The following is a 26,018-nucleotide window of genomic DNA, read 5'->3' on the forward strand; positions in this document are numbered from 1 at the left end:
GGCCCGTCGCGGTGCGGCGCACGGGCCTGCTGTGCGCGACACGGTACCGCCACTTCGGGACGCGGGGCGGAGCAGGTGGGCCGCGCCCCGCGCGGGTGCGCTCAGCCGAGCAGGACGACCTCGACCTCGCTGCCGGGCTCGACGGACTCGACGTCCTCGGGCACCACGATCAGCGCGTCGGCCAGCGCCAGAGCGGCCACCAGGTGGGACCCGGCACCACCGACCGGGGTCACCGCGCCGTCGCCGTAGGAGCCGCGCAGGAACTGACGGCGGCCCTTGGGCGAGGTCAGTGTCCGGTCGCCGGAGAGGGTGGCCCGGGTGCGCGGCCGGTGGACGTCCTCGAGGCCCATGAGGGTGCGGATGGCCGGGCGCACGAACAGCTCGAAGGAGACGTAGGACGACACCGGGTTGCCGGGCAGGGCCAGCAGGGGGGTGTGGTCGGGGCCGATGGAGCCGAAGCCCTGTGGCTTGCCGGGCTGCATGGCGAGCTTGCGGAAGTCGATGCCGCTGCCCGCCTCGTCCTCGTCGCCGACGTGCGACAGGGCCTCCTTGACGACGTCGTAGGCGCCGACGCTCACCCCGCCGGTGGTGACCATCAGGTCGGCGCGGACCAGCTGGTCCTCGACGGTGGTGCGCAGGGTCTCGGCGTCGTCGGCGACAGCGCCCACCCGGTAGGCGATGGCTCCGGCGTCGCGGGCCGCCGCGGTGAGGGCGAAGCTGTTGGAGTCGTAGATCTGGCCGCTGCCCAGGCTCTCGTCGGGCTGGACGAGCTCGCTGCCGGTGGAGAGCACGACCACGCGCGGGCGCGGGCGCACCCGTACCGTGCCGCGGCCGATCGCGGCGAGCAGCGCGATCTGCGGCGGGCCGAGGACGGTGCCCGCGGCGAGGGCTCGGTCACCGGACTTCACGTCGCTGCCCCGGGCGCGCACATGCGCGCGGGCCTCGGCCGGGCGGAAGACCTGGACCTGTCCGGCGGCGCCCCCGGGGGCGAGACTGCTCGCGCGCATCCCGGTCGCCGGGCCCTCGCCGAGCCCGCCGTCGGTCCACTCGACCGGCACGACCGCCTCGGCGCCCGGCGGCAGCGGGGCGCCGGTCATGATCCGGGCGGCCTGGCCGGGGCCGACGTGCAGCAGCCCGGCCTGGCCGGCGGCCACGTCCCCGACGACCTCCAGGACGGCGGGGAACTCCTCGCTCGCGCCCGCGACATCGGCGACCCGCACCGCGTACCCGTCCATGGAGCTGTTGTCGAACGGCGGCAGCGAGAGCGGCACCGTGACCTCGTCGACCAGGACACAGCCCTGGGCGTCCAGCAGCTGGAGCTCGATGGGTTCGAGGGGGCGGACGGTCGCGAGGATGTCCTCCAGGTGTTCGTCGACCGACCACAGGTGGTCCTGGCCGGCGGAACGGGGCGCGGCGGTGCTCAAAGTGCTACATCTCCTCGGTGACGTAACTGCGAAGCCAGGTCCGGAAGTCCGGTCCCAGATCCTCACGTTCGCACGCGAGTCTGACAATGGCACGCAGGTAGTCGCCGCGGTCTCCGGTGTCATAGCGGCGGCCCTGGAATACGACGCCGTGCACGGGGCCGCCGACCTTCTCGTCCTCGGCGAGCTGCTGGAGGGCGTCGGTCAGCTGGATCTCGCCGCCGCGGCCGGGCTCGGTCTTGCGCAGTATCTCGAAGATGTGCGGGTCGAGGACGTAGCGGCCGATGATCGCGTAGTTCGACGGCGCGTCGGCCGCGTCGGGCTTCTCGACCAGGCCGTTGACCTTCACGACGTCGCCGTCGGCGGTCGCCTCCACGGCCGCGCAGCCGTACAGGTGGATCTGCTCGGGCGCGACCTCCATGAGGGCCACGACGCTGCCGCCGTGCCGCTCCTGGACCTCGATCATGCGCTGGAGCAGCGGGTCGCGCGGGTCGATCAGGTCGTCGCCGAGGAGTACCGCGAAGGGCTCGTGGCCGACGTGCGGGGCGGCGCACAGCACCGCGTGGCCGAGGCCCCTGGGGTCGCCCTGGCGGACGTAGTGCATGGTCGCCAGGTCGCTGGACTCCTGTACCTTGGCCAGTCGCGCGGCGTCGCCCTTCTTCTGCAGGGCGGACTCGAGCTCGTAGTTGCGGTCGAAGTGGTCCTCCAGGGGGCGCTTGTTGCGCCCCGTGACCATGAGGACGTCGTCGAGGCCCGCGGACACGGCCTCCTCGACCACGTACTGGATCGCGGGCTTGTCGACCACCGGCAGCATCTCCTTGGGAGTGGCCTTGGTGGCCGGCAGGAACCGGGTGCCGAGGCCTGCTGCGGGGATGACAGCCTTGCTGATCCTGGGGTGCGCCTGAGTCATGGCCGTAACCTTATCCGGTGCCTTTGCGAGGAATCTGTGGCTCCGGTTAATTGGCTCTCATATGAGCGCATTGGGCCGGAACGGGAGGAACCAGTGAGGCAGTTCGGACGTCCTAGCGAGACTGACAAGAGAACGTTGCGGCGAGAGCTCCTGTCGGTGAGAAGCAGGTTGACGGCAGATGTCGTCCAGGAGGCGGCCGCCGGCCTCGCCGAACGCGCGCTGCACCTCCCCGAGCTGGCGGACGCGCGCACGGTGGCGGCGTACGTCTCCGTGGGCACCGAGCCGGGCACCCTCGCGCTGCTCGACGCGCTGCGCGCGCGGGGCGTCCGCGTACTGCTTCCCGCCCTTCTGCCCGACAACGACCTCGACTGGGGTACGTACGACGGCACCGCTTCTCTCATGAGCGTCCAACACGGCGGAAGGATGGCGCTGTTGGAACCCTCCGGCGAACGCCTCGGCCCCGGCGCGGTCACCTCCGCCGACGCCGTCCTGCTGCCCGGGCTCGCCGTCGACACCCGCGGGATGCGCCTCGGACGGGGCGGCGGTTCCTACGACCGCGTGCTCGCCCGGCTGGAGCGCGCCGGTGCCCGGCCCGCCCTGGTGGTGCTCCTCTACGACGCCGAGGTCGTCGAGCGCGTGCCCGAGGAGGAGCACGACCGGCCGGTCCACGCGGTGGTCACCCCCTCGGGCGTGCGCCGCTTCCGGCCCGGCGGCTGAGCGGGCGCGGAAGGCGCCACGCGGCCGGTCAGTACGTGATGTATGTCTCACGCGGCCCGGACGCCGGAACGGCCCTCACGCGTGCGTGAGGGCCGTTCCGGCGTCCGGCGCCGTCCGCGAGGGGCGGCGCCGGGCGAGGTCAGGGCTCGAGGGTCAGGGTGTCGCCCGTCTTCTCCTCGACGGCCTTCTCGGTGAACGCCCACGGCAGCAGCTCGCCCTCGGCCCACTTGTCCGTCTGGTCGGTGTAGTGGGCGTTGTAGGCGTGCCCGGAGGCGCCGGTGAGGTTGATCCAGCGCGACTTGTCGAGGTCGGCGAGGTTCACCACCATGCGCATCGAGGGCACCCAGACGACGCCGTAGCCGCCGGCGGCGTTCCAGCCGGTGGCGTTGACCGTGGCCTCGCCGCCGCCGAGCTTCCACGGACCGCGGTTGAGCATGTACTGGAGGAAGCCGGGGCCTTCGGTGCCGAGCGTCTGGTTCTTCAGGAACAGGCGGTGCAGCCGGCCCCAGCTCCAGGTGTCGATGTCCTTGCCGAGCTTGGCCGTCAGCTCCCAGCGGGCGTCGATCAGGGCACGCTCGAACAGCTCGTCACGGTTGTTCGCGCCCTCGCGCGTGCCGACCTCGGGCGTGGACCACCAGTCGCTGTCCTCGTCCTTCACCAGGTTGCGCACGACCTCGAACCAGCGGTCGCCGCCGTCCGGCTGGGCCTGGTCGGCGTCGCGCTGGCCGCACTCACGGACCGAGCGGTTCTCGTCGGCCGGTCCGGTGGTGTCGGTCGGCTTCACCCACAGGCACTGGCCCTTGGCGCGCAGCTCCTTGGGCAGCTTGTTGCCGAAGGCGAGCTTCAGGATGTTGCGCCAGGTCGAGTTGAAGTACGCGGCGGCCGCGGAGTCGGCGTCCTGGGTGTAGTCCCAGCCCTCCAGGAGCTTCTGCGCCTGGCGGACGTCCGGGTCGTCGATGTCGATCTTCAGCAGCATCGGGACGAGCAGCTTGGCGATCTCGCTGCTGTTGTCCAGCTGCATCTGCCGCATGTCGTCGGTGGAGACCTTGCCGCCGCCCTTGATCTTCGACTCGATCAGGTCGTTGATGCGCTGGCTGCGGGTGCCGTAGCCCCAGTCGGTGGTGAGGGTGTACGGGTAGTCGCCCTTGTTCACCACGGCCTGGTTGGCGGTGGCGATGTAGCCGCGGGCGGGGTCGAACTCGTACGGCAGCTCGTCCTGGTCGATGAAGCCCTTCCACCGGTAGCCGGAGTCCCAGCCGGGCGCGGGGACGGAGCCGTCGTGGCCCTGCGCGCGCGTGGGGATCCTGCCGGGCAGGGTGTAGCCGATGTGGTCCTTGGTGTCGGCGTAGACCAGGTTCTGCGAGGGCACGTCGAACAGCGCGGCCGCAGCGCGGAAATCGTCCCAGTCGGCCGCCCGGTCCATCGCGAACACGGCGTCCATGGAGGTGCCGGCGTCCAGCGCGGTCCAGCGCAGGGCGATGCCGTAGCCGTCGCCGCGGTCGGGGGCGGAGGTGTCGACGGTGGCCTTGCGGCCGGCCTTGACGAGCTCGTCGTCGCGGTCGGACAGCAGCGGGCCGTTGTCGGTCTCGCGCACGACGATGGTCTTGGACTCGCCGCCGGCGACCTCGATGGTCTCCTCGCGCGTCCTGAAGGGCTTGACCTTGCCGTCGACCTGGTAACCGTCGCCGGTGAGCTTCTCCAGGTAGAGGTCGGTGACGTCCACGCCCGAGTTGGTCATGCCCCAGGCGATGTCCTTGTTGTGGCCGATGATCACACCGGGCAGACCCGCGAAGGTGTAGCCGCTGACGTCGAACCCGCACTTGTCCGAGACCGTGCGGCAGTGCAGGCCCATCTGGTACCAGACGGACGGCAGCGAGGCCGACAGGTGCGGGTCGTTGGCGAGCAGGGGCTTGCCGGTGATCGTGTGGGCGCCGCCGACGACCCAGGAGTTCGAGCCGATGCCGTTGCCGTTCACGCCGACGGCCTCGGGGAGGTCCTCCAGCACTGCGTAGAGGCCCGAGAGCTGGGTCTGGAGGGCCTCGCCGTCCGCGGAGGCGCCGGTGGCGCCGGTACCGCCGTCCGTCGCGCCGGAGTCGCCGGACGCGCCGGGGTCGGCGCCGGAGCCGCCGCCCTCGCCCTCGCTCTCGCCGCCGTCACCGTCGAAGGTCTCGGTGGACTCGTCGTAGCGGCCCTCCTGGACGATCGCCTTGTGGCGGGCGTAGGGGTAGGCCGGGTACAGGTCGTCGATCTGCTTGGGGCCGAGGCGGCTGGTCATCAGGGCGCGGTCGATCTCGTCCTGCATGTTGCCGCGCAGGTCCCACGCCATCGCCTTGAGCCAGGCGACCGAGTCGACCGGGGTCCACTCGGCGGGCTCGTACTCGTTGGCGAAGCCGAGGGCCGCGTACTCCAGGGAGATGTCCTCGCCCTGCTTGCCCTTCAGATAGGCGTTGACGCCCTTGGAGTACGCCTGGAGGTACTTCTTGGTGGAGTCGGACAGCACGCTGTCGTACTCCTTCTTCGCCACCCGGTCCCAGCCCAGGGTGCGCAGGAACTCGTCGTTCTCGACCTGTCCCTCGCCGAACATCTCCGACAGCCGGCCCGAGGTCAGATGCCGCCGTACGTCCATCTCGTAGAACCGGTCCTGCGCCTGCACGAAGCCCTGCGCCATGAACAGGTCCTCCTCGGAGGACGCGTAGATCTGCGGGATGCCGTTGCCGTCACGCTTGACGTCGACGGGGCCCGAGAGCCCCTCGAGCGTGATCGTGCCCTCGGTCTGCGGGAAGCTGGCCCGCACGGTGCTGATGGACCAGTACGAGCCGTAGGCGACGCCGCCGACGAGAGCCAGCACCAGCACAAGCACGAAAAGTCGGGCTTTGCGCCCCTTCTTCCGGCCGGACTTGGCGGGCTTGTGACCCGTTGAGGCGGTGGTGTTGGGGGGCATCGCTGTCCTTGCTGTCCTAACGCGAGCGGCAGGCGGGCTGTGACTTCGAATGAGCGCTGGAGCAACCATAGGCGCAGGGCCCCGCGCCACTGGACCCGGAGTCGGGAAGCCGCGCGGACGGATGTTCGATCTTGCCCGGTCGAGCGTCAAGAAAGCGTCAAGAGTTAGGTAAGGTAACGAAGTAGTTGGATGCGGGATTCCTTGATCTCGTGTCCGATGGACATCAGCGTTCACGCGCGCGTGCTTGCCTCCGTGAGCCAGGGAAGGGAACGGCCACTGACAGTCCACGACCTCAACCAGCTCCTGCTCGTCTGCTCGCTCGTCCTGCTCGTCGCCGTGGCCGCGGTCCGGATCTCCTCCCGCAGCGGGCTCCCCAGTCTGCTCATCTACGTCGGCATCGGCGTCCTGATGGGCCAGGACGGGGTCGGCGACATCCACTTCGACGACGCCGTGCTCACCCAGGTCATCGGGTACGCGGCCCTGGTCGTGATCCTGGCCGAGGGTGGTCTCGGCACGAAGTGGACGGAGATCAAACCGGTCATGCCGGTCGCCACGGCGCTGGCGCTGGGCGGGGTCGCGGTGAGCGTCGGCGTCACGGCCGCGGGCGCGCACTATCTGGTCGGGCTGGAGTGGCGTCAGGCCCTGATCATCGGTGCGGTCGTCTCGTCGACCGACGCGGCGGCGGTGTTCTCCGTCCTGCGCAGGATCCCGCTGCCCGCGCGCGTGAGCGGCACCCTGGAGGCGGAGTCCGGCTTCAACGACGCCCCGGTCGTCATCCTGGTCGTCGCCTTCTCCACCGCGGGCCCGGTCGAGCACTGGTCCGTCCTGATCCTCGAGATCCTCCTGGAGCTGGCCATCGGCGCGGCCATCGGCCTCGCGGTGGGCTGGCTGGGCGCCTGGGCGCTGCGGCACGTGGCCCTGCCCGCCTCCGGCCTCTATCCGATCGCCGTGGTGGCCATCGCCGTGACCGCGTACGCCGCCGGCGCCCTGGCGCACGGCAGCGGCTTCCTCGCCGTCTATCTCGCGGCGATGGTGATGGGCAACGCCCGGCTGCCCCACTGGCCCGCCACCCGCGGCTTCGCCGAGGGACTGGGCTGGATCGCGCAGATCGGCATGTTCGTCCTGCTCGGCCTGCTCGTCACCCCGCACGAGCTGGGCGACGACATCTGGCCCGCCCTGGTCATCGGCCTCGTGCTGACCATGGTGGCCCGGCCGCTCAGCGTCGTGCTCTGCCTGCTCCCCTTCCGGGTGCCCTGGCCGGAGCAGGCGCTGATGTCCTGGGCCGGGCTGCGCGGCGCCGTGCCCATCATCCTGGCGACGATCCCCATGGTGAGCGGTGTCGAGGGCAGCCGCAGTCTGTTCAACATCGTCTTCGTGCTGGTCGTCGTCTACACCCTGATCCAGGGCCCCACCCTGCCCTGGCTCGCCCGCGCCCTGCGCCTGGGCGACGGGTCCGGCGCCACCGACCTCGGCATCGAGTCCGCACCCCTGGAGCGGCTGCGGGGGCATCTGCTGTCGGTGTCGATCCCCGAGGGCTCCAAGATGCACGGCGTCGAGGTCAGCGAGCTCCGGCTGCCGGCCGGCGCCGCCGTCACCCTCGTCGTCCGCGACGGGAAGTCGTTCGTGCCGCTGCCCTCGACCGTGCTGCGGCGTGGCGACGAACTGCTCGTCGTCGCCACCGACCCGGTGCGCGACGCCGCCGAGCACCGGCTGCGCGCGGTGGGCCAGGGCGGCAAGCTGGCCGGATGGCTGGGGACGGGCGGGCGGGAGCACAGGAGCCACTGACGCTGCCGCCGCGGAAGCGGGGGATCCGCCGGCGCCTCCGCTGCGCCCCGGGAGCAGGGGATCCGCTGACACCTTCCGCTGCGCCCCGGGAGTGCGGGAGGTACTGGCGCTTCCGCTCCACGCCGGGAGTGCGTGCCGTTAATGGCGTGTTTCGTACCGCTCACACCACTTTCGATCACAAGCCCACCCTGCGATGGTGCCCACTTTCACAGGTGTGACGCGCGTAGACCCCTGTAGGATGAAGGAAGACTTGATCGAACCAACTCTGCCTGACGCAGAGCTGGCGCGACCGTATGGCGGCCGCGACGCCTTCCTCTCAGTGGGGCGCCGGTATCTACCGCAGTTCCGCGCAAGAGGACAGCTCTCGGCGTCGCCCCCCACCCTCAGGGGCGGCGCTACCAGGCGGCAGAAAGGCACGGCCGTGGCGTCCACGGTCACCACCGAGCCGTCGCAGAACTCGCCGGCACCCTCCCGCCCCGGATACGGGCAACTGCTGCGCACCCGCGGCGCCTGGACGTTCCTGCTCCCCGGCTTCGCCGCCCGCCAGCCGTTCGCGATGCTGACCATCTCGATCGTGCTGCTCGTCCAGCACACGACCGGCTCGTACGGGGCGGCGGGCGCCGCCGCGGCCGTCACCGGCGTGTCGATGGCCCTGTTCGCGCCCTTCAGCGGCCGTCTCGCCGACCGCCACGGACAGCGCGCCGTACTGCTCCCCGGCGTCCTGGTGCACGCGGCGTCGGGCCTGACCTTCACCGCGCTCGCGCTCGCCCACGCTCCTCTGTGGGCCCTGTTCGCCGCCGCCGTCCCCACCGGCGCGTCCGTCCCCCAGGTCGGGCCGATGGTCCGCGCCCGCTGGGGCGTGAAGCTCCAGGGGTCGCCCCTGATGTCGACGGCGGCCGCCTTCGAGTCGGTCACGGACGAGTTCACCTTCGTCGTCGGCCCGCTGCTGGCGACGGCCCTGTGCACGGCCGTGGACCCGGCCGCGGGCCTGGTCACCGAGGCCTCGCTGACCCTGCTCGGCGGTCTGCTGTTCGCCGCGCAGAAGAGCACCCAGCCCAGGGTCGCCGCCGACGGGCACGCGCGCGTGAGGCACGAGTCCGCGCTGCGGATCCCCGGCGTGCGCGTCCTGATCGTGGCCTTCCTCGGCATCGGCTCGGTCTTCGGCGGCATGCAGGTCTCCCTCGCGGCCTTCACCGAGTCCATCGGCGAGCCCGGCCTGAACGGCGTCCTGTACGGGACCTTCGCCGCGGGCAACATGATCTCCGGCATCGCCTGCGGCGCCATCGCCTGGAAGGCCGCGCCCCAGCAGCGCCTGGTCGTCGGGTACGCCGCGCTCGCGCTCGTCGCGTCCGGCCTGTGGGCCGCGCACTCCGTGCTTGTGCTCGCCGGGCTCGGCCTGCTGGTCGGCATGTGCATCGCGCCCGCGCTGATCACCGGCTACACGCTGGTGGAGGGCCTGGCCCCGGCCGGCGCGCGCACCGAGGCCTTCACCTGGCTGACGGGCGCCGTCGCGCTCGGCCAGGCGGCCGCGGTCACCGTGGCCGGTCAGCTGGAGGACCGCTTCTGGACCGGTGCAGGATTCCTCGTGCCGATGGGCGGCACCGTGCTGGCCCTCGCGACCGTCCTCGCCCTGCGCGCACACCTCGTCGCACGTCCCCGCGGCATCACCGTCGCGCGTGGCGTCGGTCACCGCGTGCCGGTGACGGTGGACTGAATCCCCGGAATACGTCACTATGGATCGTCGTTAGCACTCATCGAGTGAGAGTGCCAGGAGGAAGACAGTGCCGACGTACCAGTACCAGTGCACCGAGTGCGGCGAGGGCCTCGAGGCGGTGCAGAAGTTCACCGACGACGCCCTGACCGAGTGCCCCGACTGCAACGGTCGCCTCAAGAAGGTGTTCTCCGCGGTCGGCATCGTCTTCAAGGGCTCCGGCTTCTACCGCAACGACAGCCGCGGCTCCTCGTCGAGCAGCTCGCCGGCGTCGTCGTCGAAGTCGTCGTCGTCCTCGACGCCCGCTTCCACGGCTTCCTCGACGTCTTCCGCGTCCTCCTCGGACTCCAAGTCCTCGGGCTCGACGAGCTCGGCGGGCACCTCCGCCGCCTGACGCATCCGCGCGCGGGACCCTGTCGTCGTACGACGACAGGGTCCTCGGCGTTTCCGGGGGCGGGGCTCGTGCGCCGGGCTTCCGTTGCCGGGTTCTCGGGTTTCCATTGCCGGGTTCTCGGGTTTCCGTTGCCGGGTTCTCGGCGCTTCCGGGGACGGGCGTTCCGGGTTCCCGGGGCGGGTGCACCGGGTTCCCGGGGCGGGTGCACCAGGGCTCCCGGGGCGGGTCCTCGGTGTTTCCGGTGCCGGGCGCTCGCGTGCCGGGCGTGCGAGTTACCGTGCTCGTCATGGCGAACGCAGACATCGGTGTAATCGGCGGCTCCGGCTTCTACTCGTTCCTGGACGACGTGACCGAGATCCAGGTGGACACGCCGTACGGGCCGCCGAGCGACTCCCTCTTCCTCGGCGAGATCGCGGGCCGGCGGGTCGCGTTCCTGCCCCGGCACGGCCGCGGCCACCATCTGCCGCCGCACCGGATCAACTACCGGGCCAACCTGTGGGCGCTGCGCTCCGTCGGCGTGCGCCAGGTCCTCGGCCCGTGCGCGGTGGGCGGGCTGCGCCCGGAGTACGGGCCGGGCACGCTGCTCGTTCCGGACCAGCTGGTGGACCGCACCAAGTCGCGCGTCGGGACGTACTTCGACGGGCTCCCGCTTCCCGACGGCACGGTGCCGAACGTGGTGCATGTGTCGCTGGCCGACCCGTACTGCCCCGCCGGCCGCACGGCCGCGCTGAAGGCCGCGCGCGGCCGCGACTGGGAGCCGGTGGACGGCGGCACGCTGGTCGTGGTCGAGGGACCGCGCTTCTCGACCCGCGCCGAATCGCTCTGGCACCAGGCGCAGGGCTGGTCGGTCGTCGGCATGACCGGCCACCCGGAGGCCGCGCTCGCCCGGGAACTCGAACTCTGCTACTCCACGCTCACCCTGGTCACCGACCTGGACGCGGGCGCGGAGAGCGGGGAGGGCGTCTCGCACGACGACGTGCTGCGGGTGTTCGCGGAGAACGTGGACCGGCTGCGGGGTGTGCTGTTCGACGCGGTCGCCGCACTGCCCGCGAACGACGAGCGGGACTGTCTGTGCGTGAACGCGCTGGGCGGGATGGACCCGGGGTTCGCGCTGCCGTAGGCGGGGTGAGGTCCGCTTCGGCGTAGGCGGGGGTCGGGCTGGGGGCCCGGGGCCCTGCGCCTGAGGCGGGTGGCCGGTGGAACGCCCCGTTCGGGTGAGGGAGTTGTCCACAGGCGGCCGCGTGTCCACCGGCTCCGACGGGCGTCGCAGCGAAGGCCCATCGTGGGGACCGCACACCGATTCCCGTCGCAGGTGGTGGTTCCCATGACTCACGTGTCCCCTCCCTCGTCATCCCCGTCCTCCCCCTACTCCTCCGCGCATCCGCCGGGCAGCGACGCCCCGGCCACGTGCGAGGTGCCGCACTTCGCACCCGTCCGCGTGCGCGGCGGGCGGTATCGACTGGGCCGGCTCCTCCGGCACCGCAGGCGCGCCCTGGCGGCCGGGCTCGCGGTGACGGCGGCCGCGCTCGTGGCCGCCGGGCCGCACGCCGGTGCCGGTCCGCACCGGGGTGAGCAGACCCGCGGCCATCCCGCTCCGGTCCGGGCCCCGGACCGCAGGGCTCCGGTCCGGCCGGTGACCGCGCCGGTACGCATCGCCGACGCGGCCACGGTGCGGCTGCTGCGCCCCGGCGACCGTGTCGACGTCATCGCCGCCCAGGAGACGCCGGCGGGCGGCGAGGCGAAGGTGATCGCCCGCGGCGCGCTGGTGACCGAGGTGCCCGAGCCGCTCGCCGGGACCGCGGACGGCGGGACGGACAGCGGGGCGCTGGTCGTGCTCGCCGTACCCCGCCCCGTGGCGGCACGGCTGGCCGGAGCGAGCGCCACGGCACGGCTGGCGGTGACGCTGTGCTGAACGAAACGCGCCCTTCTCTGCCTGACACGCTGTCAAGTCGCCCTTTCGAGCGGCAGAATTGGACAGCTTGGCCTCACCCTGACATAGGTTGCGGACCGACTTGTTCCACAACCTGTGCGCACGAGGAGAGGCTCCGAAGTGAGCGAGAAGAAGGATCCGGGCGTCTGGGCAGGCTTCAAGGCCTTCCTGACGCGCGGAAACGTCATCGATCTGGCAGTCGCGGTGGTCATCGGTGCCGCCTTCACCAACATCGTCAACTCGGTGGTGAGGGGCGTCATCAATCCGCTGGTCGGAGCGATCGGCACCAAGAACCTCGACAGCTACAGGTCATGCCTCAAGGGCCCCTGCGTGGTCGCGGCCGACGGGACGGTCACCAGCGGCGTGACGATCCTGTGGGGCTCGGTGCTCGGCGCGACGCTGAGCTTCGTGATCACCGCGGCGGTGGTCTACTTCCTGATGGTGCTGCCGATGGCGAAGTACCTGGCCCGGGTGGAGGCCCAGCGCAAGGCCAAGGAGGGCACCCACGAGCTCATCGAGGTGACCGAGCTGGAGGTGCTGAAGGAGATCCGCGACGCGCTGGTCGCGCAGCGGGGCTCGGGCCACAGCGAGAGCTGACGGCGGGGTCGGGGGCGGCCCCGGGGACACGGCCCTCCCAGGTTGCCCGGCCCGTGCCCCGGCGGGCTGCTCAGAGGTGGTGCGGCGGCTTCTCGTCCAAGAAGCGCCTGAGGTCGTCGGCACTGTCGCCGGACGGCCGCTCGCCCCATCCGCGGTCCGTGTCGTCCGAGGACTGCTGGGACAGCGGGTCGTCGAAGTTCAGCGCGGACTTCGGATCGCGCGGCTCGGGGGCGGATGCGGTGCTCATGCCTCCAGCGTACGGGGCCGCCGTCGGTGCCCCTGCGCCCCGACGTCCCTTGTTCGCTTGTGAAACCATCCACAGGATTTTCCGGCCGGTATCTGCTGTGCTGGGAGACATGACATCCAGTTCGACTCCGCCGGCGGCGCACTCCGGACCACCCACCGCCGGACGACCGGTGCGCAGACTGACCGCTCGGGGCCGTGACGAGGCCCATCGGGTCGCCTCCCCGCTGGAACTCTTCTTCGACCTGTGTTTCGTCGTCGCCATCGCCCAGGCGGGTGCCCAGCTGGTGCACGCCCTCGCCGAGAACCATGTGGGCGAGGGGGTCATGAACTACGCGATGGTCTTCTTCGCCATCTGGTGGGCCTGGATGAACTTCACCTGGTTCGCCTCGGCGTACGACAACGACGACGTGCCCTACCGAGTGGTCACCCTCGTCCAGATCGCCGGTGTGCTGGTGCTCGCGGCCGGTGTCTCGCGGGCGTTCGAGGACCACGACTTCCTGGCCGTCTGGCTGGGCTACGCCATCATGCGCATCGCCATGGCGGCGCAGTGGCTGCGGGCCGCACGCTCCGCCCGGGGCGCGGAGAGAACCGTGGCCGTGCGCTACGCGGCCGGTGTGCTGCTCTGCCAGGTCGGCTGGCTGGGACTGCTGTTCTTCCCGGAGGGCGCCAGGCCCTGGGTGTTCCTGGTGATGGCCATCGCCGAGCTCTGCGTGCCGGTCCTCGCGGAACGCGGCGCGGGGACCGCCTGGCACCCGCACCACATCGCCGAGCGGTACGGGCTGTTCACCATCATCGTGCTCGGCGAGACCGTCGCGGCGGCCACGGTCGCCGTGAAGACCGGCGTGGACGAGCACGACGCCCTCGCCGACCTGGTGCCGATCGCGACGGGCGGCCTGCTGATCGTCTTCTCCGCCTGGTGGATCTACTTCGCGGTACCCATCCACGGCCATCTGCGCTCCAACCGGCAGGCGTTCCTGTGGGGCTACGGCCACTACCTGATCTTCGCCTCCGCGGCGGCCGTCGGAGCGGGCCTGGAGGTGGCCGTCGAGCAGACGGTCGGCAAGGCGCACATCTCCACCCTGGCCGCCTCCGCCGCCGTGACCCTGCCCACCGCCCTGTATCTGCTCACCGTGTGGGCGCTGCACTCCCGGCACTTCAAGGCGGGTATCGCCCAGCAGGTGGTACTGCCCGCCACGGCTCTGGCGGTCATCTGCTGCACCTTCCTCGGCGACTGGGCCGTGTTCGCCGCGGGGCTGGTGTCGGCGCTGGCGGTGGCGGCCGGCATCGTCCTGACGAGCCGCACGTCGACGCCGGGCAGCGGGGCGAGAGCGACCGCGCCGGTGGCCTGAACCCCACCCCTCCCGCCCGGGCCGCACCGCACCTCTACCGCACCACGCACCCGCAAGTCCGGCCCGGGGCCACGCCTTCACGCGGGAACGGCCTCGCGCGGCCCCGGTCCGGGCAAGACTGGATCACATGACAGTCGACGCTCTGACGGACGTCGCCGGTCTGCGCGTGGGGCATGCCACGCGCACCGGCGACGGATGGCTCACCGGCACCACGGTCGTCCTCGCGCCCGAGGGCGGGGTGATCGCCGCCGTCGACGTACGGGGCGGTGGCCCCGGCACCAAGGAGACCGACGCCCTCGACCCGCGCAACGTGGTGCAGAAGATCGAGGCGGTCGTGCTGACCGGCGGCAGCGCCTACGGGCTGGACGCGGCCTCGGGCGTGATGGCCTGGCTGGAGGAACGGGGGCGCGGGGTGTCCGTCGGCCCGGACCCGGCGCACGTCGTGCCCGTCGTGCCCGCCGCCTGCGTCTTCGACCTGGGCCGCGGTGGCGACTTCCGGGCCAGGCCGGACGCCGCCACCGGGCGGGCCGCCGTCGAGGCCGCCGCGGCGGCCGAGGCCGGTGCGCGCGTGGCCGAGGGGAATGTGGGCGCGGGAACGGGCGCGGCGGTCGGGCTGCTCAAGGGCGGGATCGGGACGGCGAGCACCGTGCTCGGCTCCGGGATCACCGTGGCGGCCCTGGTGGTGGCCAACGCGGCGGGCTCGGCGGCGGACCCGGAATCGGGCGTGCTGTACGGGGAGTTGTTCGAGGGGTGTCTGGAGCGGCCGGCGGCCGCGGTCCACGCCGCCGCGCGCAGGCGCCTGGACGAGGCCGCCGCGAAGAACGCCCCGCCGCCCCTGAACACCACCCTCGCGGTGGTCGCCACCGACGCGGAGCTGTCGAGGGCGCAGGCGCAGAAGCTGGCGGGCACCGCACACGACGGCATCGCGCGGGCCGTGCGGCCGGTGCATCTGCTCAACGACGGCGACACGGTGTTCGCGTTGGCCACCGGGGCGCGGCCGCTGGACTCCGGACGTCCGCTGGCGCTGAACGAGATCCTCGCCGCGGGCGCCGACACGGTGACCCGGGCCATCGTCCGGGCCGTGCGTGCCGCCGGGTCCGTGGACGGTCCGGGCGGGGCCTGGCCGTCGTACGAGGAGCTGTACGGCCGCCGCTGAGGGCAGGAACGGCTGCACCACTGCGAGCGGGCGCTTGCCCGGCCGGTGAACACACGCCCCTGAGCTACCCCTGACCTGCCCCGGCGCGGTCTCCCGCACGGAATCACGGACTCCCCAACGGCCCCTCGCGTACGGCCGATTGTCTTGGTTGTGTCACCGATGGACCACGGGGCGACAGCGCGGGAACCCGCCCGCGTCCGGTCGCCTCTTTCCCCACGCATTGGAGCGGATCACACACATCACACGAACCTGGAGCAGCCCGTGGCAACGCCGGACATAGCCTCGCGTCGCATGATCGCGGCGTGCGCCGCCCTGGCGGTCGGCGCGCTCACCCTGACCGCGTGCGGCGGAAGCGCCGGCGCGGACGACAACAAGAACGGCGGCGGCGACCCCAGGAGCGCCGTGCCGCGGATCGTCATCTCGGCGAAGAACGGCTCGACGGCCGCGTCCATCAACGCCACCGGCGTGAAGGTCAGCGACGGCAGGCTGACGAGCGTGAAGATGACGGAGTCGGAGTCGGGCGAGGCCGTTCCGGGGGCGATGTCGGCGGACGGCACGAGCTGGCACCCGAAGGAGCAGCTGGAGCGCGGCACGGCGTACCGGATAGCGGCGAGCGCGAGGAACGGGGAGGGCCGGACGGCCGCGGCCGACGCCCGGTTCACGACGGTCTCCGAGGCGAACAGCTACATCGGGACGTATCTGCCGGACGCGGGGACCACGGTCGGCGTGGGGATGCCGGTGTCGTTCACGTTCGACAAGGAGATCAGCGACAAGAAGGCCGTGCAGTCGCACATCGAGGTCACGTCGGACAGCGGGCAGAAGGTCGTCGGGCACTGGTTCGGCTCGCAGCGGCTGGACTTCCGGCCCGAGGAGTACTGGAAGGCCGGCTCGAAGATCACGATGAAGATCGACCTGGACGGCGTGGAGGGCCCGAACGGTGCCTACGGCGTGCAGAAGAAGACCGTCACCTTCACCGTCGGCCGTTCCCAGGTCTCCACGGTCGACACGGCCACGCAGACGATGACGGTCGTCCGGGACGGCAGCACCCTCAAGACGCTCCCGATCTCGGCGGGCAGTCCCGATAACACCACCTACAACGGCCAGATGGTGATCTCCAGCAAGGCCGAGCAGATGCGGATGGACGGCTCGACGGTCGGCTTCGCCGGGCAGTACGACATCGACGACGTGCCCCACGCCATGCAGCTGACCACCTCGGGCACGTTCATCCACGGCAACTACTGGTACGACCAGGCCAACCCGCCGTTCGGGCGCGCGGGCACGAGCCACGGCTGCGTGGGGCTCCAGGACGCCCAGGGCGCGCAGGGGGACACGCCGGGCAAGTGGTTCTTCGACAACTCGATGATCGGGGACGTGGTGATCGTGAAGAACTCCGCCGACAAGGAGGTCGCCCCGGACAACGGGCTCAACGGCTGGAACATGGCGTGGGACGACTGGGTCGCGGGCAGCGCGGTCTGACCGGGTGTCCTGGGGGTAAATGGCCTGCGGCCAGCGGATTTTGACGGAGTGTCGGGCCGTTCGGGAACTTCCCCGGCGGCCCGTCCGTTTCCCCCCGTACGTTTTCTCGGTTCCCGGACATGATGTCCGACCGAGGGGCTACGGTATGCACCCACAAGGTGACATGCAGCAACGCCGGGAGAAACCTTGAGCGTTCCGTACGACACGGAAGCGTACGAACCACACGAGTCGCCGGAGTCTCCGGAGGAGCATCTCGCGCGACTGCTCGGCCGCGCCCTGAACTCCTTCGAACTGCCCGACGACGTGATACGACAGCTCGACACCGCGCTGGCGCACGACAGTTCGCTGCACTCCGCCCACCACAGCGCGGGCCTGCACCGGGAGACCTACCGGCACACCTGGCTGCTGGCCGACGGCTCGGCGCTCACCCTGTGGGAGCTGGTGCACAACACCCTGTCGGGAGCGACACAGCACGAGGTGTACGTCGACGAGGAGGAGTTGCGCGCGGCCACCGACCGGCTCCCGCTGCCGCCCGCACTCCCCGACTTCGAGCTGCCGGCGCTCACCCCGCTGTGGTCCCCGCCGGGCCCGCGGCACGCGTATGTGCCCGACGACTCGGCGGATCACGCGCGTCGGCTGCTGCGCCGGGCGGAGAACCCGGACCGGCCGGACGCGGAGACGGCCGCGCTGCTGGCCACGGCGTTCGCGCACCAGATCACCCAGGCGTTCGGGCGGCCGTGCCGCGCGGGGCGGATCGGGCTGGGATTCGCGCTCTACGAGCACGCGTTCCTGCTGCGCGACGGCAGGGAGCTGTCCCTGTGGGAGGCCGAGCACACGGCCACGCCCGACGGGCGGCACATGTGCGAGGTGTACTGCAGTGAGGACGCCGCGCGCGAGGCGATGGAGCGGCGCGCGGCGCAGGTCTCCTGATCAGTGTCCTGGGCGCGGCGTCGCCCCCGGTGAACCACGCCGGTGATCCACCGCGCGTTCAGTGACCTTCGGCGAACTGCCGCACGAGGCCCGCGAAGGCGTCCCGTTCGGCGGGGGTCAGCTCGACCGACTCCAGGTCGGGAGCCGCCTGCCGCTGACGTGGAAGCGCGGGCAGCGCGACCGGGCCCGGCATCTGTGCGACGGCCTCGAAGCGGCCACGGCGCAGCGCCCGGCTCAGGCCGACCGCCCAGGCGGCGGCGCCCAGGGCGAGGACGGTCACCCCCGCCCACTGGAGGATCGAGACATGCTCAGGCATACATCCCAGTAGACACCACGCTCCGGGCGTTCGACTCGGACCGTGATGTATCTCGCAGGTGGTGCAGTTGGCTTGTTATTGCCCAGGTGACGTGAATATGGCTGAAAAGAACGAACGGCACACGGCCCCTCAAAGGGGCAGGCCGCCCTCCCCGTGCCCTCCTTCCGGACCGTCGACGCGCCCCTCTTCCGGGCCGGCGGCACACTCCCCGCTCCAGGCCGTCGGCGCACTTCCCGGCCGGGTCGCCGTGGAATCACGCTCCTCGGCGTGACAGAGCGGAAAAGGGGGAACCCGGGACACCTGGGGTGACGGAGGCCAGGGGCGGGGAATCCTCTCCTCCGTCCGGGGGCGCGGCCGTTCGGGGCGGCCCGCCCCCAGGGGCCGTCGGCACCGCCCCGCATCCCGTGGACCATCTCGTCCGCCGCCGTCACCGGGCCGCCGGCTCTCGCGAGAACGGGCCTCCGCCCCGTCCCGCGACGCGGTTGCGCGGGACGGGGCGGAGGCCCGTGGGAGACGGCTCGCAGACCGTCAGGAGGTTTCGTCCGGCTCAGTTCGCCGCACGCGAGGCACTCTTCGGGTCGTGGTCGTGCGCGCCACCCGCGACGACCCCGGCAGGCACCTCGGCGGGCACCTCGTCCGCGCCCCGCGCGCCCCCGGCACCCTCGACGCTTACGGCACCTTCGAAGGCGGCCGCCTCCGCGTGCTCGGCCGACCGCTTGGGCAGCGCGAACATCAGCAGGAAGATCGCGCCCATCACGGCGACGACGTAGCCCAGCGCGTGCTGGAAGCCGTTCACGAACTCCGGACCCACCTGCGCCGGGGCCACCTTCTCGTCGATCACCCCGAAGAAGACGACGGACACCAGGCCGAGCCCGAGGGCGTTGCCCATCTGGTTGACCGTGTTGATGAGGCCGGAGGCCGAGCCGGCGTGCTCGCGCGGCACCTCGGACAGCACCGCGTCGGTCAGCGGGGCGAAGATCAGACCCATGCCCGCGCCCATCACGACCAGCGGCGGGATCATCTGCCAGGGCGTGATGTCCAGCCCGAAGTGCTCGGACTCCCAGCGGTAGAGCAGCACTCCGGCCGCCAGCACCAGCGCGCCCGCCTGGAGGACCTTGCGCCCGAACCGGGGCACCAGCTTCTGCACGGACATCCCCGCGGCCACCGACACCGCGATGGAGAACGGCACGCCGGTGAGTCCGGCCTTCAGCAGGCCCCAGCCCAGACCGATCTGGAGGTACAGCGTCCAGACCAGGAAGAAGATGCCGAGCCCGACACCGAAGACGATCTGCACGGCGATGCCCGCGGCGAAGCTCTTGACGCGGAACAGCGACAGTTCGATCAGCGGGGAGCCGTCCCGCGCGGTCTTGTACCGCTCGTAGGCGACCAGCGCGCCGAAGACCAGGAGCGAGCCGGCCATCGAGAGGTAGCCCCACAGCGGCCAGTCCAGCTCACGGCCGCGGGTGAGCGGGTAGAGCAGCATCAGCAGGCCGAGGGTCACCAGCGCGACGCCCACCAGGTCCAGCCTCAGCGCCTTCGGGGCGCGGGACTCGGTGATGAACGCGCGGCCCAGCAGCAGTCCGGCGATGCCCACGGGCAGGTTGATGAGGAAGATCGGCCGCCACTCCAGGCCGAAGAGGTTCCACTCCGTCAGCAGCGCGCCCAGCAGCGGGCCGAGCACCGCGCCCATACCCACGACCGCGCCGAACAGGCCGAACACCTTGCCGCGCTCGTGCGCCGGGAAGGTCGCGTGCACGATCGCCAGCACCTGGGGCACCATCAGCGCCGCCATACCGCCCTGGAGGATGCGCGCGGCGACCAGCATGTCCGGGTTCGACGCGAAGCCGCACAGCGCGGAGGCGATGGTGAAGCCCCCGATGCCGAGCAGGAACAGCCGCTTGCGGCCGTAGATGTCACCGAGCCGCCCACCGGTGATCAGTCCGGCGGCGAAGGCCAGGGCGTATCCGGCGGTGATCCACTGTATGTGGCTGAAGGAGGCGCCGGTGTCCTGCTGGATGGACGGGATGGCGATGTTGACGATCGTGACGTCGACGAGGTCCATGAAGGCCGCGGTCATGACGATGGCAAGGGCGAACCAGCGACGCCGGTCGTTCGGCTCCGGCTGCCCCTGAGGGCTGCCCGAGCTGCCCGGGGCGGGTGCGGAGGTGGTCTCGGTGGAGGTCATGAGACAAAGCTAGAGGGTCATTAGGCCAGATCGTGTCCTAGTTCCGAGGCATCCTCTTCTCCATGACGACGGACACCCCGGCACGGCTCCTCCAGTTGCTGTCCCTGCTCCAGACGCCCCGGGAGTGGCCCGGCGGCGAGCTGGCCGACCGGCTCGGGGTCTCCCGGCGCACGGTCCGGCGCGATGTCGACCGGCTGCGCGAACTCGGCTACCCGGTCCAGGCCACCAAGGGCTCCGACGGCGGCTACCGTCTCGTCGCGGGCAAGGCGATGCCCCCGCTCGTGCTCGACGACGAGGAGGCCGTGGCCATCGCGGTGGGCCTGCGGGCCGGCGCCGGGCACGCGGTCGAGGGCGTCGACGAGGCGTCCGTGCGCGCGCTGGCCAAGCTGGAGCAGGTCCTGCCGTCCCGGCTGCGCCGCCGGGTGACCACCCTTCAGGCCGCGACGACCGCCCTGACCAGCGGCGACGGCCCGAGCATCGCGCCCGAGACGCTCACCGTGATGGCCTCGACGGTGGCCGGCCACGAACGGCTGCGCTTCGCCTACCGGGCCAAGGACGGCATCGAGTCCCGCCGTCTGACCGAGCCGTACCGGCTGGTGTCCACCGGCCGCCGCTGGTACCTCGTCGCCTACGACCTCGACCGCGCCGACTGGCGCACCTTCCGCGTCGACCGGGTCAGCGAACCCTTCGCCACGGGCGCGCGGTTCGCGCCGCGGGAACTGCCCACGGGCAGCGCCGCGGAGTACCTGCGGCAGTCCATCGGCAGGCGCCAGGAGTCCTACGACTTCGCCGTCACGTTCGCCGCGCCCGCCGACGCCGTGGCCGCCCGGCTCCCCGCCTGGCTGAGCCCGCCCGAACCGCTCGACGCCGGCACCTGCCGGCTGCGCGGGACGAGCGGCGATCCGGTCGAGTGGCTCGCCGTACGGCTCGTCATGCTCGGTCATGACTTCACGGTCCAGGAGCCCGCCGAACTGGTTGCGTGCGTCCGCGAGTTGGGCGCCCGCCTCACACGCGCGGCGGGGTGAACCGACGGCGGCGGAGCGCGGAGGAGTGAACCGACGGCGGCACCGCAGCGGCCACCGCACGCCGTTGCCACGCTAGCGCAGCCGCCAGTCGAACCCCTTCAGCGCCTCCAGGTTCCGCAGTGCCAGCGCCGCCGGCCCCCGCTCTCCCCCGGAAAGCGCGTCACCGGACGCCCACGCCTGCACGGCCGTCCGTACGGCGGCACTGGCGACGGCGGCCAGGAACCGCTGCCCCGCGCCGTCCTCGGCCTTCGCGCCCCGGGCAACGTTGTCATCACCGTCCGCCCGGGACCCACCCGGCCTCTCGCTCACCCCGTCCCCCGCCCCGGCCCCGGCCCGCTCCGCCAGCACCTCGCCCAGCGTCTGCTCCGAGGCCTGGCACACCTCCGCCCACACCTTGCGCAGGGCGGGGCTGGAGTCCGCGAGCCGGATCAGGGTGCGCGCCCACTCCCAGGAGGCGGCCGACACCCCTGCTCCGGACGCAGCACCCGCGCCGGCACCGGGCAGCAGCGTGTGCCGTACGGCGTGCTCCAGGGCCTGCGGCACGTCCAGCCCGGCGGGGGCCTCGCGCACGGCGTCGGTCCAGCGCTGCGCCCCGGCCGCGTAGAGCGGCGCGACGGCCTCCTCCTTGGAGGCGAAGTAGCGGTAGAACGTCCGCGGGGCGACTCCGGCGGCCTGGGCGATGTCCTCGGCACGGGTCGCCTTCAGGCCACGGCTGACGAAGAGACCGGCGGCCGCGCGGGCGATGTCCATGCGGGTCTCGGCCTTGCGCCGCTCGGTCAGGGACGCGGAGGAACCGGGCCGGTTCTGCCCGGAGGTGGTACTGCTCACGTCGGCAGGCTATGCCGATGTGGCACAATCTGCCATCCGGCGGGCCACCCCGGGGTTCAGGTCCGGGGTGCCCCGTCCTTCCATGTCCGCGTGCCCGTCCGCCCGGCGGGCATCCGCCCCTGCCCGCATGCGCAGGTTCTCGCACCACTCGCACCACCCGCCGGTCACGCCGGGCGCGCGCAAAAGAGCCGGGCCCCGGCGCTCAGGGGGGGGGAGAGACGCCGAAGCCCGGCTCGGGAAAGTCCCGGCACCGGGGGGAGTGCGTCGGGACGTGGACGGAAGGTCTTCGCGGACGAGCGGTGGTACCGGGTCGTACCGAAGCCTCGCGGCACAGGCGGAACGGTCCTGCGCACAGGCCCTCGGGGGCCGCGTTCCGCACGCCGGGTGCGAACCCGCTTGCCCTGAAGGGTTGTTCCCGCCGCCTCAGGGGTTGAAGCGACGGAACACAGCCATGTTTGCGCGGCCTTGCGCCACCCGGCGTACGCCCCTGTCGCCCATGACGGAACCCCCTGCCGCGCCCGCCCCGGCACCCCTGCGGCAGTCTCGGCCGGCAACCCCCGCAACGACAGCCCGACTTCGGGCACCCGGTACCCCGCCGCGCCCGGCGCCCCACCTGGTCCGTCAGACCGCCGCGTCCGTCAGGTCACCCGTGTCCTTCCGGTCACCTCGTCCGTCAGGCCGCCGCGTCGAAGCCGGTCTGGTGGGCCAGCTTCTTCAGCTCCAGCAGCGCGTGCTTCTCGATCTGGCGGATGCGCTCACGGGTCAGCCCGTGCTCCTTGCCGACCTCGGTCAGCGTGCGCTCCCGGCCGTCGTCGATGCCGTACCGCATCTTGATGATCGAGGCCGTGCGCTGGTCCAGGCGGCCGATGAGGCCGTCCAGTTCCTCGCTGCGCAGCAGGGTCAGCACCGACTGCTCCGGCGACACCGCGGAGGTGTCCTCCAGGAGGTCGCCGAACTGGGTCTCGCCCTCGTCGTCGACCGACATGTTCAGCGAGACCGGGTCACGGGCCCAGTCCAGGACGTCACCGACGCGCTCCGGCGTGGTGCCGAGCTCCACGGCGATCTCGGTGTGCTCCGGCTCACGGCCCTGGTCACGGTTGAACTCGCGCTGCACGCGCCGGATCCGGCCGAGCTCCTCCACCAGGTGGACGGGCAGGCGGATGGTGCGGGACTGGTCCGCTATGGACCGCGTGATGGCCTGACGGATCCACCAGGTGGCGTACGTCGAGAACTTGAAGCCCTTGCGGTAGTCGAACTTCTCGACCGCGCGCACCAGTCCGGCGTTGCCCTCCTGGATCAGGTCCAGCAGGGGCAGGCCGCTGCGCGGGTAGCGGCGGGCGACGGCCACGACCAGCCGGAGGTTGGAGCGGATGAAGACGTCCTTCGCGCGCTCGCCCTCCTCCACGAGGGCCTCCAGCTCGTCGCGGGTGGCGTCGGCCTTGGACGCCTCGTACCCGTCGAGGACCTGCTGCGCGAACACACCCGCTTCGATCGTCTGCGACAGCTCGACCTCCTTGGCGGCGTCGAGCAGCGGCGTGCGCGCGATCTCGTCGAGATACATGCCGACCAGGTCGCGGTCGGCGATCTCGCCGCCATGGGTGCGAACACTGCTGGCCGCGTCTGCGGTCTCGCCGGTGGCGGACTTACGACGGGCGACGGCACGGGTTGCCATGCGTGCTCCCTTGCGATGGTGGGGTCAGCGGGCGGTCGGGACACTGGATCACTCTCGTCGGGTGCCCGGCATCCGATGGAAACAACGACTGGAATCAGGACAGAATTCCCAACCCGTCCCTCGATTTTTCTGATCATGCAGTACCCTGTGCCGCCACGAAGGGGGTCGGATGCTGTCGGAACCGTCGGAAGTGCAGGTCAGAGCGGGGATCGACGAAGATCTCGAGGCTCTCACCGACCTCTACAACCATTACGTCCGCGAGACGCCCATCACCTTCGACACCGGCGTCTTCACCGCTCGGGAGCGCCGCCCGTGGCTGCTCTCCCACCCTGAAGACGGCCCGTACCGCCTGAAGGTTGCCCTGGACGCCGGTACCCGGGACGTCCTCGGCTACGCCACCTCGAGCCCGTTCCGCGCGAAGCCGGCCTACGCGACCTCGGTGGAGGTCACGGTCTACGTCGCCCCGCACGCGGGCGGGCGCGGCATCGGCACGCTGCTCTACAAGGCGCTGTTCGAGGCCCTCGCGGGCGAGGACGTGCACCGCGCGTACGCGGGCATCGCCCAGCCCGACGAGGCCTCGGTACGGCTGCACGAGCGCTTCGGCTTCCGGCACGTGGGCACGTACCGCGAGGTGGGTCGCAGGTTCGGCCGCTACTGGGACGTGGCCTGGCACGAGAAGGAGCTGTAGCCCCGCGCGGGGCTCACGGGTCTCGTCCGAGAGCCCCGCGCGAGGCCCACCGGCCTCATCCGAACCGCACGGAACTCACCCGAACTGTACGGACCGCTTGGCCAGCCCCATCCAGAACCCGTCGATCACCGACTTCTGTTCCGCGAGCCCGCCGCCCGCGTCGGCGGCCCCCATGGTCACGAACAGCGGGGCGAAGTGCTCGGTGCGCGGGTGGGCGAGCTGCCCGGCGGGGGACTTGGCCGTGAAGTCGAGCAGCGCGTCCACGTCGCCCGCCTCCAGCGCGTGCCGCCCCCAGTCGTCGAACTCGGCCGACCAGCCGGGAACGCCGGTGTGCCGGAGCGCGGCGAGGTTGTGCGTGAAGAAGCCGGAGCCGACGATGAGCACGCCCTCGTCGCGCAGCGGGGCGAGCCTGCGCCCGATCTCCATCAGCCGCACGGGGTCGAGGGTCGGCATGGAGATCTGGAGGACCGGGATGTCGGCCTCGGGGTACATCTCCACGAGCGGCACATAGGCCCCGTGGTCGAGCCCGCGGTCGGGGATGTCCTGCACCGGCATACCGGGGGCACGCAGCAGCTTGCGTACGGAATCGGCCAGTCCGGGCGCGCCCGGGGCGTCGTAGCGGACGCGGTAGTAGTGCTCGGGGAAGCCCCAGAAGTCGTAGACCAGCGGCACGGTCTCCACCGCGCCGAGCGCCAGCGGCGCCTCCTCCCAGTGCGCGGAGACCATGAGGACCGCCCTCGGCAGGGGCAGTCCGGCGGACCAGGCGGCGAGCTGGCCGGGCCAGACCGGGTCGTCCGCGAGCGGCGGGGCCCCGTGGGACAGATACAGGGCGGGCATGCGCTCCTGGGTGGCGGACATGACGACGACTCCCTCCGGAGGCCTGACTGACACTTGAACTTTAAAGCTTCCTCTCGGTATGAGGCTAGGCCAGTCTTGTTTAAACTTCAAGGACTACGGTCGTAGAGTGGACCCATGAACACGGCACCCGCAACCACCGGCGCAGCCGCGGCCGATCGCACGCCCCTCGGCGAGCCCCACTGGCTCACCGCCGAGGAGCAGCGCGTCTGGCGCTCCTACCTCCATGCCACCACCCTGCTGGAGGACCACCTCGACCGCCAGCTCCAGCGCGACGCGGGCATGCCGCACATCTACTACGGCCTGCTCGTACGGCTCGGCGACGCCCCGGAGCGGCGGCTGCGGATGACCGAGCTGGCCATGGACGCGAAGATCACCCGGTCCCGGCTCTCGCACGCCGTCGCGCGGCTGGAGAAGAACGGCTGGGTGCGCCGGGAGAACTGCGACTCCGACAAGCGCGGCCAGTTCGCCGTGCTCACCGATGACGGCTACGAGGTGCTGCGCCGCACCGCGCCCGGCCATGTCACCGCCGTACGGCAGGCCCTGTTCGACCGGCTCACCCCGGAACAGAAGAAGTCCCTCGGCGAGATCATGCAGATCGTCGCCGAGGGACTTCAGCCCCCGGACGCGGGAGCGGACCTGCCCTGGCTGCGCTAGGGCCCCTCTGATGGATCAGCGGCTGTCGCTCCGCGCGGCCCGGGCAGGTCCGGGGGGCCGTACGGACGAGGCGTCCCCTTCCTGGTCCGTACGAACGGGCCCTTGCCCTGCGGGATTCCTCCGTCGGGACCGGTGGGTCAGTGGGCGGCCACCGGGACCGGGACCTCGTCGCCGGCGCCCTCGCCGGAGGCCACCGGGGTACTGCCCGGCCGGCCCGCGTCGACCAGGG

General features: G+C 71.8%; 23 protein-coding genes. 14 read left to right on the top strand and 9 right to left on the bottom strand.

What is annotated here, in order from left to right:
* Positions 1-101: 101 nt before the first annotated feature.
* Positions 102-1,424 carry a gephyrin-like molybdotransferase Glp gene (glp, locus tag ACFYR0_RS23500; protein WP_389331286.1) on the bottom strand — a complete coding sequence of 441 codons (1,323 nt, stop codon included), beginning with the start codon at positions 1,422-1,424 and terminating at the stop codon, positions 102-104.
* Positions 1,425-1,428: 4 nt separating this feature from the next.
* Positions 1,429-2,331, bottom strand: coding sequence for a UTP--glucose-1-phosphate uridylyltransferase GalU (galU, locus tag ACFYR0_RS23505; protein WP_389331289.1), 903 nt, complete (start codon positions 2,329-2,331; stop codon positions 1,429-1,431).
* A 93-nt stretch (positions 2,332-2,424) separates the two neighbouring features.
* Between galU and ACFYR0_RS23510 the strand changes: the two genes are divergently transcribed.
* Positions 2,425-3,048, top strand: a complete 624-nt coding sequence (locus ACFYR0_RS23510) for a 5-formyltetrahydrofolate cyclo-ligase (RefSeq protein WP_389331292.1) — start codon at positions 2,425-2,427, stop codon at positions 3,046-3,048.
* Between the two features lie 139 nt (positions 3,049-3,187).
* Here the strand turns inward: ACFYR0_RS23510 and ACFYR0_RS23515 are convergent, their stop codons facing one another.
* Positions 3,188-5,989, bottom strand: coding sequence for a penicillin acylase family protein (locus ACFYR0_RS23515; RefSeq protein ID WP_389331295.1), 2,802 nt, complete (start codon positions 5,987-5,989; stop codon positions 3,188-3,190).
* 216 nt (positions 5,990-6,205) lie between these two features.
* Between ACFYR0_RS23515 and ACFYR0_RS23520 the strand changes: the two genes are divergently transcribed.
* From ACFYR0_RS23520 to ACFYR0_RS23545, 6 genes are all read left to right on the top strand, one after another.
* Entirely contained in the window at positions 6,206-7,774 is a 1,569-nt protein-coding gene (locus ACFYR0_RS23520; protein WP_389331298.1) for a potassium/proton antiporter, read from the top strand.
* A 421-nt stretch (positions 7,775-8,195) separates the two neighbouring features.
* Positions 8,196-9,488 (top strand): MFS transporter, encoded by a 1,293-nt coding sequence (locus ACFYR0_RS23525; protein ID WP_389331301.1) that lies wholly within the window; start codon positions 8,196-8,198, stop codon positions 9,486-9,488.
* Between the two features lie 67 nt (positions 9,489-9,555).
* Positions 9,556-9,879, top strand: a complete 324-nt coding sequence (locus tag ACFYR0_RS23530; protein ID WP_389331304.1) for an FmdB family zinc ribbon protein — start codon at positions 9,556-9,558, stop codon at positions 9,877-9,879.
* A gap of 286 nt (positions 9,880-10,165) precedes the next feature.
* The gene (locus tag ACFYR0_RS23535) at positions 10,166-10,999 is read left to right on the top strand and encodes an S-methyl-5'-thioadenosine phosphorylase (protein WP_389331307.1); all 834 of its coding nucleotides are present in this window, start codon (positions 10,166-10,168) and stop codon (positions 10,997-10,999) included.
* Positions 11,000-11,203: 204 nt separating this feature from the next.
* The gene (locus ACFYR0_RS23540; protein WP_389331310.1) at positions 11,204-11,791 is read left to right on the top strand and encodes an RcpC/CpaB family pilus assembly protein; all 588 of its coding nucleotides are present in this window, start codon (positions 11,204-11,206) and stop codon (positions 11,789-11,791) included.
* Between the two features lie 138 nt (positions 11,792-11,929).
* On the top strand, positions 11,930-12,406 hold the full coding sequence (locus ACFYR0_RS23545) for an MscL family protein (RefSeq protein WP_389331313.1): 477 nt from the start codon (positions 11,930-11,932) through the stop codon (positions 12,404-12,406).
* 70 nt (positions 12,407-12,476) lie between these two features.
* On the opposite strand, the gene ACFYR0_RS23550 is transcribed toward ACFYR0_RS23545, so the two are convergent.
* Positions 12,477-12,653 (bottom strand): hypothetical protein, encoded by a 177-nt coding sequence (locus ACFYR0_RS23550; protein ID WP_386386902.1) that lies wholly within the window; start codon positions 12,651-12,653, stop codon positions 12,477-12,479.
* A gap of 109 nt (positions 12,654-12,762) precedes the next feature.
* On the opposite strand from ACFYR0_RS23550, the gene ACFYR0_RS23555 reads away from it, so the two are divergent.
* From ACFYR0_RS23555 to ACFYR0_RS23570, 4 genes are all read left to right on the top strand, one after another.
* On the top strand, positions 12,763-14,001 hold the full coding sequence (locus ACFYR0_RS23555) for a low temperature requirement protein A (protein ID WP_389331316.1): 1,239 nt from the start codon (positions 12,763-12,765) through the stop codon (positions 13,999-14,001).
* A 127-nt stretch (positions 14,002-14,128) separates the two neighbouring features.
* On the top strand, positions 14,129-15,157 hold the full coding sequence (locus ACFYR0_RS23560) for a P1 family peptidase (protein WP_389331319.1): 1,029 nt from the start codon (positions 14,129-14,131) through the stop codon (positions 15,155-15,157).
* A gap of 261 nt (positions 15,158-15,418) precedes the next feature.
* Positions 15,419-16,633: an Ig-like domain-containing protein gene (locus ACFYR0_RS23565; protein ID WP_389331322.1), complete on the top strand. Its 1,215-nt coding sequence runs from the start codon at positions 15,419-15,421 to the stop codon at positions 16,631-16,633.
* Positions 16,634-16,819: 186 nt separating this feature from the next.
* On the top strand, positions 16,820-17,563 hold the full coding sequence (locus ACFYR0_RS23570) for a DUF6227 family protein (RefSeq protein WP_389331325.1): 744 nt from the start codon (positions 16,820-16,822) through the stop codon (positions 17,561-17,563).
* Between the two features lie 58 nt (positions 17,564-17,621).
* Here ACFYR0_RS23570 and ACFYR0_RS23575 read toward each other — a convergent pair whose 3' ends face one another.
* Together ACFYR0_RS23575 and ACFYR0_RS23580 are read right to left on the bottom strand one after the other, a co-directional pair.
* Positions 17,622-17,879: a hypothetical protein gene (locus ACFYR0_RS23575; RefSeq protein ID WP_389331328.1), complete on the bottom strand. Its 258-nt coding sequence runs from the start codon at positions 17,877-17,879 to the stop codon at positions 17,622-17,624.
* A 547-nt stretch (positions 17,880-18,426) separates the two neighbouring features.
* Positions 18,427-20,064 (bottom strand): MFS transporter, encoded by a 1,638-nt coding sequence (locus ACFYR0_RS23580; protein WP_389331330.1) that lies wholly within the window; start codon positions 20,062-20,064, stop codon positions 18,427-18,429.
* A 62-nt stretch (positions 20,065-20,126) separates the two neighbouring features.
* On the opposite strand from ACFYR0_RS23580, the gene ACFYR0_RS23585 reads away from it, so the two are divergent.
* Positions 20,127-21,089 carry a helix-turn-helix transcriptional regulator gene (locus ACFYR0_RS23585; protein WP_389331333.1) on the top strand — a complete coding sequence of 321 codons (963 nt, stop codon included), beginning with the start codon at positions 20,127-20,129 and terminating at the stop codon, positions 21,087-21,089.
* A gap of 72 nt (positions 21,090-21,161) precedes the next feature.
* On the opposite strand, the gene ACFYR0_RS23590 is transcribed toward ACFYR0_RS23585, so the two are convergent.
* Positions 21,162-21,839: a TetR/AcrR family transcriptional regulator gene (locus tag ACFYR0_RS23590; protein WP_389331371.1), complete on the bottom strand. Its 678-nt coding sequence runs from the start codon at positions 21,837-21,839 to the stop codon at positions 21,162-21,164.
* Positions 21,840-22,590: 751 nt separating this feature from the next.
* Positions 22,591-23,589, bottom strand: a complete 999-nt coding sequence (locus ACFYR0_RS23595; RefSeq protein WP_389331336.1) for an RNA polymerase sigma factor RpoD/SigA — start codon at positions 23,587-23,589, stop codon at positions 22,591-22,593.
* A gap of 169 nt (positions 23,590-23,758) precedes the next feature.
* On the opposite strand from ACFYR0_RS23595, the gene ACFYR0_RS23600 reads away from it, so the two are divergent.
* A complete protein-coding gene (locus tag ACFYR0_RS23600; protein ID WP_389331339.1) occupies positions 23,759-24,277 on the top strand; it encodes a GNAT family N-acetyltransferase in 519 nt (172 codons plus the stop codon).
* Positions 24,278-24,352: 75 nt separating this feature from the next.
* Here the strand turns inward: ACFYR0_RS23600 and ACFYR0_RS23605 are convergent, their stop codons facing one another.
* Positions 24,353-25,135 carry a dioxygenase gene (locus ACFYR0_RS23605; protein WP_389331342.1) on the bottom strand — a complete coding sequence of 261 codons (783 nt, stop codon included), beginning with the start codon at positions 25,133-25,135 and terminating at the stop codon, positions 24,353-24,355.
* Positions 25,136-25,249: 114 nt separating this feature from the next.
* Here ACFYR0_RS23605 and ACFYR0_RS23610 point away from each other — a divergent pair, with 114 nt between their 5' ends.
* Positions 25,250-25,789, top strand: coding sequence for a MarR family winged helix-turn-helix transcriptional regulator (locus ACFYR0_RS23610; RefSeq protein ID WP_389331345.1), 540 nt, complete (start codon positions 25,250-25,252; stop codon positions 25,787-25,789).
* Positions 25,790-26,018 lie beyond the last annotated feature (229 nt).

The sequence above is a fragment of the Streptomyces sp. NPDC005017 genome (genome assembly GCF_042873115.1).
Taxonomy (GTDB): Bacteria; Actinomycetota; Actinomycetes; order Streptomycetales; family Streptomycetaceae; genus Streptomyces.